12 protein-coding genes are annotated in these 12,086 nt (G+C 57.3%); 8 read left to right on the forward strand and 4 right to left on the reverse strand.

The window, feature by feature from the left end; genetic code table 11:
* Positions 1-43: 43 nt before the first annotated feature.
* A complete protein-coding gene (locus JNX03_RS15710) occupies positions 44-250 on the reverse strand; it encodes a cold-shock protein (RefSeq protein WP_025049574.1) in 207 nt (68 codons plus the stop codon).
* Positions 251-655: 405 nt separating this feature from the next.
* Here JNX03_RS15710 and JNX03_RS15715 point away from each other — a divergent pair, with 405 nt between their 5' ends.
* The gene (locus JNX03_RS15715) at positions 656-1,618 is read left to right on the forward strand and encodes a response regulator (protein WP_203209942.1); all 963 of its coding nucleotides are present in this window, start codon (positions 656-658) and stop codon (positions 1,616-1,618) included.
* An 84-nt stretch (positions 1,619-1,702) separates the two neighbouring features.
* Here the strand turns inward: JNX03_RS15715 and ettA are convergent, their stop codons facing one another.
* Entirely contained in the window at positions 1,703-3,358 is a 1,656-nt protein-coding gene (ettA, locus tag JNX03_RS15720; RefSeq protein WP_203209943.1) for an energy-dependent translational throttle protein EttA, read from the reverse strand.
* A gap of 23 nt (positions 3,359-3,381) precedes the next feature.
* On the opposite strand from ettA, the gene JNX03_RS15725 reads away from it, so the two are divergent.
* Positions 3,382-4,719: an alpha/beta hydrolase gene (locus JNX03_RS15725; protein WP_231024301.1), complete on the forward strand. Its 1,338-nt coding sequence runs from the start codon at positions 3,382-3,384 to the stop codon at positions 4,717-4,719.
* 83 nt (positions 4,720-4,802) lie between these two features.
* On the forward strand, positions 4,803-5,414 hold the full coding sequence (locus JNX03_RS15730; protein ID WP_203212269.1) for a nicotinate-nucleotide adenylyltransferase: 612 nt from the start codon (positions 4,803-4,805) through the stop codon (positions 5,412-5,414).
* On the opposite strand, the gene JNX03_RS15735 is transcribed toward JNX03_RS15730, so the two are convergent.
* Complete coding sequence (locus JNX03_RS15735) at positions 5,397-6,221, reverse strand: DMT family transporter (RefSeq protein WP_203209944.1); 825 nt, start codon at positions 6,219-6,221, stop codon at positions 5,397-5,399. The genes JNX03_RS15730 and JNX03_RS15735 overlap by 18 nt on opposite strands.
* An 86-nt stretch (positions 6,222-6,307) precedes the next feature.
* Between JNX03_RS15735 and dacB the strand changes: the two genes are divergently transcribed.
* From dacB to JNX03_RS15750, 3 genes are read left to right on the forward strand one after another with little or no spacing between them, the layout of a single operon-like run.
* Positions 6,308-7,801, forward strand: coding sequence for a D-alanyl-D-alanine carboxypeptidase/D-alanyl-D-alanine endopeptidase (gene dacB / locus JNX03_RS15740; RefSeq protein ID WP_203209945.1), 1,494 nt, complete (start codon positions 6,308-6,310; stop codon positions 7,799-7,801).
* Entirely contained in the window at positions 7,791-8,585 is a 795-nt protein-coding gene (locus JNX03_RS15745; RefSeq protein ID WP_203209946.1) for a polysaccharide deacetylase family protein, read from the forward strand. The genes dacB and JNX03_RS15745 overlap by 11 nt, the downstream gene beginning before the upstream one ends.
* The gene (locus JNX03_RS15750; RefSeq protein WP_203209947.1) at positions 8,578-9,435 is read left to right on the forward strand and encodes a GNAT family N-acetyltransferase; all 858 of its coding nucleotides are present in this window, start codon (positions 8,578-8,580) and stop codon (positions 9,433-9,435) included. The genes JNX03_RS15745 and JNX03_RS15750 overlap by 8 nt, the downstream gene beginning before the upstream one ends.
* Before the next feature lie 14 nt (positions 9,436-9,449).
* On the opposite strand, the gene JNX03_RS15755 is transcribed toward JNX03_RS15750, so the two are convergent.
* Positions 9,450-9,872: a tellurite resistance TerB family protein gene (locus JNX03_RS15755; RefSeq protein ID WP_203209948.1), complete on the reverse strand. Its 423-nt coding sequence runs from the start codon at positions 9,870-9,872 to the stop codon at positions 9,450-9,452.
* Between the two features lie 122 nt (positions 9,873-9,994).
* On the opposite strand from JNX03_RS15755, the gene JNX03_RS15760 reads away from it, so the two are divergent.
* Positions 9,995-11,575, forward strand: a complete 1,581-nt coding sequence (locus JNX03_RS15760) for a lysine--tRNA ligase (RefSeq protein ID WP_203209949.1) — start codon at positions 9,995-9,997, stop codon at positions 11,573-11,575.
* 61 nt (positions 11,576-11,636) lie between these two features.
* Positions 11,637-12,050, forward strand: coding sequence for a DUF4864 domain-containing protein (locus JNX03_RS15765; protein ID WP_203209950.1), 414 nt, complete (start codon positions 11,637-11,639; stop codon positions 12,048-12,050).
* Positions 12,051-12,086: the final 36 nt, after the last annotated feature.

Here is a 12,086-nt window from a genome sequence, read left to right on the forward strand (position 1 = left end):
AGTAGACCGGTCAATTTTGCGTGTGGGCAAATGCCCCCAGCCCTTAGGCCAGTGCGATGTTTGTCGCGCTTTCGCGGCCGTCACGGCCTGCTTCGACGTCGAATGTCACTTTTTGGTTGTCGGCCAGACCTGTCAGGCCTGCGCGCTCAACAGCAGAAATGTGAACGAAAACGTCCTTGCTGCCGCCATCGGGTGCGATAAAGCCGAAGCCTTTAGTTGTGTTGAACCATTTTACGGTGCCAGTGGCCATATCCGTATTCTCCATTTTAGTGCCATCCGCGTAGATGCGATGGCCCGGCTCTGTTGGTCTGGATCGAAACTGAGCGCCGTAAAAGGAGACAGGGGTCGAAATAGAATAACGTTTGCAACCCGCCTTATGGCAGTTTGATCAGATTCGCACAAGAGGGCGTAACAGGGCGGGCGAAAGCTTGCCCATGTGACAGTTCTCGTCCCTTTTTGCCTTATTCTCGGCCAAGTTAAGGCGAACAAACCCAATATATTAAGGAATACCCTGAAAAGACTGGAAAACACCAAGACCTAGAATTGTCTTAAATCGGTCGCAAAGAAGCCCGCAATAGGGGGATAACTTGGCCATATGCCAGAAGGTTGTGCCGATGGGGGTCGGTACCAAAATCTTGAACGAGAGGGAATAGAAATGCGCATACTTGCAGTTGATGACGATCCAATTATCCTTGATCTGCTCAAGGGTTCACTGAACAAAGACAACAGCGGCGATCTGATCTGCTGCGAAACGGCGGAAGCCGCGCTGGAGGTTCTGCAAGCTCAGACCACTCCGATTGACTGCTTCCTGCTGGATATCATGCTGCCGGGTATCGACGGGATCGAGCTGTGTGAGCAGATCCGCGCGATGAAATCATATCGCACCACACCCATTATCATGATCACCGCCAGCCGCGAAGCTGATCTGATGGGCCGGGCATTCCATGCGGGGGCAACTGATTTTGTGTCCAAACCGCTTGATGGGATCGAACTTGGCGCGCGGATCAATAGTGCGGGCATGCTCAATGACAGCCTGCACCGTGAGCGCCATGCGCAACACACGCTGGCGGAACTGACCGAAAAGACCAAGATCCGGTTTGATCAAGCCGTGTCACTGGACACCGGCGGTGTCACCGATCTGCTGGCGCTTGAAAATGAATTGCTGCGGATGCCGGCGGGTGTCTATGCGATGAACCTTGTTGCCATCGACGTGATGGGCCTGCGCGGTGTATTGCGCGCTGCGGGCAGCCCCGCATTCCGCCGGAACCTCGAACAGGTCGCCGAGGCTGCCAAAGAGGCACTTGATGGCCGGGTCTGGAAGATGGGCTATGCAGGCAGTGGCCGTTTCCTTGCTGTGGTCATGGGCCGTGCGCGGTTGAACCACGCAGATTTGCAGGAACATATGAACGAGGCGCTGACCAGTGGTTGGAATATGGAAACCAACGGCACGCCAATGCCACCGGAAATTCAGGTCACGCCAATGACTGACAAACGTCTGTGGACAGGGTTGAGCGCCAGCGACATGCTGCGCGAGCATCTCCAGAACAAGGACATGATGCAGGAACTGGCCGCCGACCGTGAGAACGAGCTGTTTGAACCGCTCGAGAACGCGGCCTGAACCTAGACCTCTTTTAATTCAAAAGGCGGGGCATGATCATCTCATGCCCCGCCTTTTGTTTGTTCCGAAGTGTCCAGATCGCGATTAACGCACGAACTTTTTATGCTTCAAGCGCTTTGGCTCAAGGGCGTCGGCGCCCAGACGCCGCTTCTTGTCTTCTTCATAGTCTTCAAAGTTGCCTTCGAACCATTCGACGTGCGCCTCGCCTTCAAAGGCGAGGATGTGTGTGCAGATCCGGTCGAGGAAAAAGCGGTCGTGGGAGATGACCACGGCGCAGCCGGCAAAATCGACCAGCGCATCTTCGAGGGCACGCAGGGTTTCGACATCAAGGTCGTTGGTCGGTTCATCGAGCAGCAGGACGTTGCCACCTTCTTTGAGCAGACGCGCCATGTGGACACGGTTGCGTTCCCCACCCGAGAGCAGGCCAACCTTCTTCTGCTGATCGCCGCCCTTGAAGTTGAAGGAGGAACAATAGGCGCGGGAGTTCACCTCGGCGTCCCCCAGTTTGATCAGTTCGGCACCGCCGGTGATTGCCTGCCATACAGTATCATCATCGGCCAAGTCATCACGGGACTGATCAACATAGGAGAGATCAACGGTTTCACCATATTCGATGGTGCCTGCATCGGGTTTTTCCTGACCGGTCAGCATCTTGAACAGTGTTGATTTACCCGCGCCGTTGGGGCCGATCACGCCGACGATGCCACCGGGGGGCAGATCAAAGCTGAGGTCTTCGACCAGCAGTTTGTCGCCCATGGCTTTGTTCAGGTTCGCCACCTCGATCACCTTGTTACCAAGGCGGGGGCCATTGGGGATGACGATCTGGGCACGGGTCAGTTTCTCGCGCTCTGACTGGTCGGCCATTTCGTTATAGGCGTTGATACGGGCCTTGGACTTGGCCTGACGGGCCTTGGCGCCCTGGCGCATCCACTCAAGTTCGCGTTCAAGCGTTTTCTGTTTGGACTTATCTTCACGGGCTTCTTGCGCCAGACGTTTGGCTTTCTGCTCAAGCCAGTCAGAATAGTTGCCCTCGTAAGGTACACCTTTGCCGCGGTCGAGTTCCAGAATCCAGCTGGTGATGTCATCAAGGAAATAACGGTCGTGGGTAACGATCAGGATGGTGCCTTTGTAGTCCATCAGGTGCTGTTGCAGCCATGCGATGGTTTCGGCGTCAAGGTGGTTGGTCGGTTCGTCAAGCAGCAGCATGTCAGGCGCTTCAAGCAGCAGTTTACACAGCGCGACGCGGCGGGCTTCGCCGCCCGAGAGGTCTTTGATGTTGGCGTCATCGGGCGGACAGCGCAGGGCCTCCATCGAAACATCGATCTGGCTGTCCAGATCCCAAAGGTTCTGCGCGTCAATGTCATCTTGCAACTTGGCCATCTCGTCGGCGGTTTCATCCGAGTAGTTCATGGCCAGCTCGTTGTAGCGATCAAGGATCGCCTTTTTGTCGGCCACGCCCAGCATGACGTTTTCGCGCACGGTCAGGCTTTCATCCAGCTTGGGTTCCTGCGGCAGGTAGCCCACTTTGGCCCCCTCGGCGGCCCATGCCTCGCCCTGAAAGTCCTTGTCCAGACCGGCCATGATCTTCAGCAGGGTCGATTTACCCGCACCGTTTACACCGACGACGCCGATCTTCACGCCCGGCAAAAAGTTCAGGTGGATATTCTCAAAGGTTTTCTTACCGCCCGGATAGGTCTTGGAGACGCCGGACATGTGATAAACGAATTGATAGGCGGCCATGAGGGATTCCTGTCTGGTCAAAAGTGGATTCAGACCGCAATATCCCGCGGATGGGGCAAGATCAACGCAGACATGTCGGGTTGAAGCTATGCAGATGGCTGTTGGTGCTGGTTCTTGCGGGATGCAGTGCCGCGATTGAGCTGTCGCAGCCGCCCAACCTGTACCTTGATGGCCGGAACTATCCAGAACAGTTGGTGCCGATTGCCCTGCGTGTTGTGGATCCGCCGATCTTTTTCATGACGGACAGGGAGCCGGTGTATGAAAATGGCGTCGTAACAGATTATGGCACGGGCCGGTCCAATGCGATGGCCTTTGGCGCGACAGAGGTACGGTTTGGTGCGGTAGACTGGCCCGATCTTGTGGCACGTACCCATCTAGGCCAAGGCGGCCGGATTTCGCGGCTTGAGGTGCAAGAATTGCGCGAGATTGTCCGGTTTCCCGATATTCCACTTGAGGCGGAGCGAAAGGATGGCCGGTTTGAAGTTCTGCGAACGGCACAGGCGGATTACGACCGACATGCAAAAACGTTCCAAGACGCCATTCGGGAAGAGGTGCGCCGGACGGGCAATGGACGCATCTTGATTTTTGTGCATGGGGTACGCAACGAGTTTGACGCCTCGCTGCAAACACTGGCAAACATTTGGCATTTCACAGGGCGGAGGTCCGTGCCCATCGTGTTTTCCTGGCCCGCAGGCAACAATGGCGTCCTTGGATATTTCCGGGACCGCGAATCCGGTGACTTTAGCGTTTACCACGCCAAGGAATTCCTGCGCCTGCTCGCCGAGATTCCGGAGGTCGAAGATATTGATATCGTCACCCATTCCCGCGGCACATCGGTCATGACGCAAGCACTGCGAGAGTTGGTGATCCATCACCGTGCCAAGGGACGCGCGCCCAAGGCGGCGATGAAAACCGGCACGCTGATCCTTGCCGCGCCGGATTTGGACACCGGCATCGTGCGGCAGCGGCTTTTGTCAGAGCGCGTTTCAGAGGCGTTCGAGCAGATCAATATCTACGTGAACCCTGATGATGTGGCCTTGCGTTTGTCTTCGATCCTGACCAACGCCCCGCGCATCGGCGCGGCAACGGACAAGGACTTCGAAGAAGGCGAATTGAGGTATTTGCGCAAACAAGCGTTGATCCATTTTATCCGGGTCGAGAAATCCATTGGGTCTGACAGCCATTCATACTTTCGCGCCAATCCCGCGGTTTTGTCCGATATCGTGCTGGCCCTGCGCACCCGGGCCTTTCCCGGTGGTGAATTACGCCCGCTTGAAGAAGATCCGGATCTGATCTGGCGTTTGCATCCCGACTATCCATTGGACCGTTTGCCCGATTTGAAGGTGGATGTGGGCCGCTAAGGCGGCACCTTCCTCGTGGTGGCCCGATTGACAACAGCAGGCAAACACCGTTGAACCTGTGGGAAAATTACGGGGGCCGCATGTTGCGCCATCAATTTCCTTATGCCGCGCCGGGACAGGTTGTTGGTCTATTGGGCGGATCGTTTGATCCGGCTCATGCAGGACATGTGCATATCACCCGTGAGGCGCTCAAACGGTTTGGTCTTGATCAGGTGTGGTGGCTGGTCAGCCCCGGAAACCCGCTTAAGGAACGGGGGCCAGCGCCCTTGGGCAAACGGATGGAACGAGCGCGGCAAGTGATGCAGCATCCGCGTGTGCAGGTCACCGATATCGAGGCCGCGCTGGGCACCCGCTACACCGCTCAGACCCTTGCAAAGTTGCGTCAGAGTTATCCCAAGGTTCGGTTTGTCTGGTTGATGGGGGCTGATAATCTGGCGCAATTCCACCTTTGGCAGGACTGGCGTCAAATTGCCCAGACCGTTCCGATGGGCATCCTGGCCCGCCCCGGACAACGTATTTCGGCCCGGATGAGCCGCGCCTCGGCGCTTTTTGCGCCCTACCGGATTCCGGGGCGTTATTCGCAATTGCTTGCCCAGTCGGAAGCGCCAGCGTGGTGCTTTGTGAATGTGCCGATGCATGACGCCTCGTCGACGGAAATCCGTGCGAGGGGTGGCTGGTCAGCGCAAACGGGTTGAGGCTAGGCCAGCGCCGATGATCAATACCAGACCTGCCCATGTGAGGGCATCGGGCAGTGTGTTGAACAGGGCCCAGCCAAGAAGAACCGCAGCAATCAGTTGGAAATAGACCAACGGGGCCAGCCGCGTGGCCGGTGCCAAACCATATGCATAAAGCAACAGCAGATTTCCCAGCATCGAAAACAACGCCGAGGCCAGTGTCATTGACGCCATTGGCAGGCTCGCCTCTGGCAGATTGGTCAGCCCGAATGGCAGCAGCAAGACCATGCTGATCGCCAATTGGGTAAAGGTCAGCGCCAAAGGTTTTCCCAGATGCGCAAGCCAGCGTGACATGGTCAGAAATGCGCCATAGAACAGCCCCGCAGCGACGGCCCAAAACACATCGGCATCGCCGCCGGTTCCCGGCCGAACCACCAGTAAAACCCCACCAAAGCCGAGCAGGATCAAAGTCGTGCGCACCACAGTGACCTGTTCACGCAGGAATAGGGTGGCCAGTACATAGCTGAACATCGGTCCGATAAAGAAGGCAGCAAAAACCGTGGCGATATCAACCGTGCGCAACGCGAACTGGATGCAGGTGATCCCGCCGCACAGCATCGAGGCGCGCAGCCAAATGCGCCAATTGCCAAGCAGGGCAAAGCTGCCTTTGGGCAGGAACGGCAAGACCAGCACCGTGCCGAGCGCAAACCGCGACCACGCCACAAAGACAGGCTGCGCACCCAGCCCTGAGGTCAGGATCTTGCCAGCGCTGTCCCCGACGGGGATCAGCGACATGGCCACCAGCATAATAAGAACCGCGCGTTGCATGGCACGCGCTTAACATGCGCACAGGGGATTGAAAATCTGCTCCTCAGGTTCTTGTGGCGGACGCCGGACTGCGGTTTAACCGGACCATGGGTAACGATTTTTCAAGACGTGGTTTTTTGGGCTGTCTGGCCGGGTTCGGGATTGCTGGCACCGGTGCATTGGCCGCGCCGCCCGCCACCAGTTTGCGGCCGCATCTGCGCGGTGAGGGCTTTTACAAACGCGCCGTTCCACGCGCACAAGAAATTATCAGCGGCGAAAAGCTTTCGGGCCGGGTGGCCTTTGCGGTGGCGGATGCACAATCCGGCAAATGGCTGGAATGCGAGAACGAACAGACCGGCACCGCGCCTGCCAGCGTGGCCAAAGCCCTTACCGCGCTTTATGCGCTTGGGACATTGGGCGCGGCGCATCAATTTGAAACAACGCTCGTGGCAACAGGCGGTGTGGTGAATGGCGAAGTGCAGGGCGATCTGGTTTTGGTGGGCGGCGGCGATCCGACCCTTGATACCGACGGTTTGGCACAGATGGCGGCACAGCTGAAAGAGGCAGGCATCATCGGGATCAAGGGCGGCTTCAAGGTGTTTGAAGCGGCCCTTCCGGTGTTGCGCCAAATCGACCCGGCGCAGCCCGATCAGGTTGGCTATAATCCTGCGGTCTCGGGTTTGGCGCTGAATTTCAATCGTGTGCATTTCGAATGGAAGCGGGGCAGCAATGGCTATGCCATCACGATGGAAGGGCGCAGCGAACGTTACCGTCCTGCCGTGACCATGGCGTCCATGCAAATCCGCGACCGCCGCGCCCCGATCTATACCTATGAAGACCAGCCGCAGCGCGACAGCTGGACCGTCGCCAAAGGCGCATTGGGCAAGAACGGTGCGCGTTGGTTGCCGGTGCGCAAGCCAGGGCTATATGCGGGGGATGTATTTGCCACTTTGGCTGGGGCGCAGGGTATCCGGTTGGCCAAGCCGGAGGTGATTGATGCGCTGCCACAGGGCGAGACCATCGTCACCCACCAAAGCGGCCCGTTGCTCGGTATTTTGCAGGATATGCTGAAGTATTCCACCAACCTCACGGCTGAAATGATCGGCCTTGCCGCGACGAAAAAGCGGATCGGTTTGGTAGCGGATTTGCAATCTTCGGCGGCCGAGATGAACCGTTGGGCGATCAATGATCTGGGGCTGAGTGCACCCAAGCTTGTGGACCATTCCGGCCTGGGCGATGCCAGCCGCATGACTGCGCAGGATATGGCGCTTGCCTTGGTCAAAGTGCATGGCAGCACGCTGCGGAGCATTCTAAAGCCTTTCAAAATGCGCGACGAAAAAGGGCGGCCAATCAAGGATCACCCGATCACGGTCGAGGCCAAAACCGGCACCTTGAATTTTGTCTCTGGTCTGGCGGGATATTTCACGGCGGAGGATGGGCGGGTCTTGGCCTTTGCCATATTCGCAGCGGACGAAGACGCCCGCGCCAAGATCAGGCCTGAAGAACGCGAACGCGCGCCGGGTGCAAAAACATGGAACAGGCGTGCCAAGCGCGTGCAGCAAGGGCTGATCGAACGCTGGGCGGCTCTCTATGGCACTTGAAGCGGATCTGACCGGCTGGGCCGCGCTGGAGCGGGAGCTTTCTCTATGGAAGCAAGCCGGAGAGATCCCGACATTCTGGTGGCGCGACGACGATACGCAGGGGCCGACAGCGGCGCTTGATCAATTGATCGGGCTATCGGATCGTTTTGGTGCGCCCTTGCATCTGGCTGCGGTGCCAAAGGGGGTTGAACCTGCCCTGGCGGCGCGTCTTGAGCCTTGTGACCAAGTTTTTGTGGTGCAGCATGGCTTTGCCCACATCAATCATGAACCTAAAGGCAAACGTGCCTCGGAGATTGGCGAAAGCCGTGATCTGTCGTTGCAGATTGCTGATCTGCGGGCGGGCTGGGAGATGTTGTTGGCTGCAGAGCTGCCCAATCTTTTGCCTATCGTCGCGCCGCCATGGAACCGCATTGGACCGCGCACCGTGCAGGCGCTTCCGCAGGTTGGTTACAAGATGCTGACTGCATTCGATCCCCGCCTGAGCGCCAAGACGCCAGAGGGGCTGTTGCAGGTCAATTGCCATATTGATCCGGTGCGCTGGAAAGAAGGCGCGGCGTTTCGCGGAACCGACAAGACCTTGCAGCAAGTCGTATCCCACCTTGCCGCGCGGCGGACAGGACAGGCGGACCGGCAGGAGCCCACGGGGCTATTGACCCACCATCTGCAAACCGACACTGCGACCTGGGATTTTGTAGAGGCGCTTTTGGATCGGTTGACCGGGGAAGGAGGCGGCGCCTGGATCACGTTGGCGTCCCTGTTGAAGCAAGGGCAGGCCAATGGTTGAGATCCGTTTTGCCAGACCGGATGAACGCGAAGATGTGGTGCAGTTCATGCATCAAAGTTTCCCCCGCGCGAAATGGTCCATCGACGGTTGGCGCAAGCTTCTTTCCGGGCGCTGGGCGCAGGAAGATGACCCCTTTGCCGTGGTCGTGCGCGATCAAGGCAGGATGATTGGCGTGCTGGGCCTTGTGATGTCACGGCGGCAGATGGATTTTGGCACGGCCCGCCTATGCAACCTGACCTCATGGTATGTCGATAAGGCCTATCGCGGGCAAGGGATCGGGCAAAGGGTGATGCAATTGGTCACGGCAGATCCTGCGCTGACCTGTACCAACCTAAGCAGCGCGCGCGGGGCGTTGGGCGTGGTCGCCAATGTCGGGTTGCAGGTGCTCGACGATACCCGATTTATCTGGGAACGGTCGGGGCCATCAAGATTGCTGGTTCACGATGATCTGGATGGCACTGAAGGCGTGCTCTCAGAACAGGAGCAGCAAATTTTGAAGGATCACGCTGACCTGAAACTGTGTCCCTTGGTGATCGAAACATCTGGCGGGCCGTGCTTTATGATGATCTCGGTCCAGCAAAAGGTCGATGCATATATCACGCACGAGGTGATGTACCTAGGGGACCGCGCTCTCTTTGCCCGCTATGCCCGTGAAATTGCCGATGCGGTATTGCCGGAAGGTCACGCGGCGGTACTGTCGGTCGATAGCCGGTTTGTTGCGGAGGGGGTCGTGCCCGACCGCACAGAGCCGATCCCGGTGCCGCGATTCTATAGTCCGGGAAACCTGTCTCCGGAAGCCATTGATCACCTCTATACCGAGATCGTCTTGCTGGGGATGAAGCTATATTAAGGGTACGGCTGCCTTTAAATCAGGTGCCGCGCACGTGCCCCGCGCTCAATCGCGGCGGCGTGCAAGCGGTCGATGTTAAGCTCATACCGGATTTCTTCGAGCAGGCGCAGCTCTGTTTCTTCGAGCGTCCCGTCCGCCGCCGCCACATCACAGGACAGCGCATAGGCGGTTTCATAGAGACGCTCAGGCAGGCCGCCGCGGATCAGCCCAAACAGCGCATCGAGGCCATCTTCTTGATCAAAAAGGTCAAAAACCGTTTTGCTGATGATGCTGAGGCGATCAATGTCAAAGCCTGCAAAGATCGGCAGGATATTCACTGCCGTCTGAATCTTGATCAGCTCAGTGGTACCGACATCCTCATCTGAGGCGGAAACAGCAACCATGAGAGCGATCAGGCAATCTTGAGGGCTGAGCGGGGAAGGGAGAGTATCCGGCATCGTGCTGCATCCTTTGCGGGGTCATGTTGCAGTGCAGAATATTGACGCTTCGACAGTGACGCAATAGGTAGACCCGCAGTCCTGCGCAAAGTGTGCGGGACAATATGAAATGGATGACCCCTATGTCCGAGACGCGTGACGCTGCAATGACAAGCAAAGCCTGGCCTTTTGAAGAAGCGCGCCGGGTGCTCAAACGCTATCATAAGGCGGCGCCGGAAAAGGGATATGTGCTGTTTGAGACTGGCTATGGTCCGTCTGGTCTGCCGCATATCGGCACCTTTGGCGAAGTGTTGCGCACCACGATGATCAAACGGGCGTTCGAAGAAATTTCGGACATTCCGACCAAGCTGATCTGTTTCTCCGATGATCTCGACGGTATGCGCAAGGTGCCGGGCAACGTGCCCCAGCAAGAGATGCTGGCCGAACATATGCACAAGCCGCTGACTTCGGTGCCGGATCCCTTTGGCACGCACGAAAGTTTTGGCCATCACAACAACGCCATGCTGCGCCGGTTCCTCGATACCTTTGGTTTTGAGTATGAGTTTTATTCGGCACGTGAGTTTTACCGCACCGGCCAGTTTGACAAGATCCTGCTGCGGGCGGCGGAAAAATACGATGAGATCATGGCGGTGATGCTGAAATCCCTGCGCGAGGAGCGCCGCCAGACCTATTCGATCTTCCTGCCGATCCATCCCGAAACCGGGCGGGTGATGTATGTGCCGATGAAAGAGGTAAATGCCAAAGAGGGCACCATCACCTTTGACACCGAAGAGGGCGAGGAAATGACCCTGCCTGTCACTGGCGGCAATGTGAAGCTGCAATGGAAGCCGGATTTTGGCGCGCGCTGGGCGGCGCTGGATGTGGATTTCGAGATGTATGGCAAGGAACATGCCACCAACACGGCGATTTATGACCGGATTTGCGAGATCCTGGGCGGCAAAAAGCCAGAGCATTTCAGCTATGAGCTGTTTCTGGATGAGAACGGGCAGAAAATCTCCAAATCTTCGGGCAATGGGATCTCCATTGATCAGTGGCTGACCTATGCGAGCACCGAAAGCCTGTCGTATTTCATGTTCCTCAAGCCCAAAACCGCCAAGCGGATGTATTTTGATGTGATCCCCAAGGCGGTGGATGAATATCACCAACAGCTTAAGGCGTATGAGACGCAAGACACCAAAGCGCGGCTCAATAACCCTGTTTGGCATATTCACGGCGGCGATGTTCCGACCTCGGATATGGTCGTTCCGTTTTCGATGTTGTTGAATCTTGCTTCTGTTTCCAGCGCCGAGGACAAGTCGCAACTGTGGGGCTTTATCCAGCGATATGCACCCGAAGCGACACCGGAAACCAACCCCGGAATGGACGCGGCGGCGGGTCATGCGGTGGCCTATTACAACGACTTTGTGAAGCCAAACAAAACTTTCCGTGCGCCCAGTGATCTGGAGCGGACCGCGTTGGAAGAGCTGCGCGACAATCTCAAATCCTGGGATGGTGGATTGGATGCCGAGGCGCTGCAAAGCATGGTCTTTGCCGTTGGCAAACCAAAGTTCGAGCCGCTGCGCGATTGGTTCACGGCCCTTTACGAGGTGTTGCTGGGTGCCAGCCAAGGCCCGCGCTTCGGTGGATTTATCGCGCTTTATGGCGTGGATGAAACTGTCGCGCTGATTGATGATGCGCTGGCGGGAAAACTGACAGAAGGCTGAAACTCTTGCCTCGGTGCTGCCGTGACTTAGCTTAAGTCATGTCAGCAAGGGAGCGAGAGAGATGCGAAGCTTTATTACATCTGTGTTCGGAGGGCTGGTTTTGTCGGCCCTCCTTGTCTTTGGTGCGGCGGCGCAGGTGCCCGAGGTGGAAGACACCATCAACCGCCAGATTGAGGCGTTCAAAGCGGATGATTTCGCTGAGGCCTTCACCTTTGCCACGCCGACCTTGCAACGGCTGTTCCAATCACCACAGAACTTTGAGCGGATGGTGATCAATGGCTATCCAATGGTCTGGAGACCTGCCGAAGTGCGATATCTTGAACAGGTGCAAGATGGGCCGGTGGTCTATCAAAAGGTACAGATCACAGATGCCAAAGGGTTCACGCATCTGCTTCTTTACCGGATGCAGCAGACCGCCGAAGGGTGGCGCATTGGCGGCGTTCAGTTGATGGCCGCACCGGGCGGCACTGCCTGATCGCATGATCCATGGGGTGTTGCACCTGCGCCGGAC

It is taken from the genome of Sulfitobacter mediterraneus (genome assembly GCF_016801775.1).
Classification (GTDB): domain Bacteria; phylum Pseudomonadota; class Alphaproteobacteria; order Rhodobacterales; family Rhodobacteraceae; genus Sulfitobacter; species Sulfitobacter mediterraneus_A.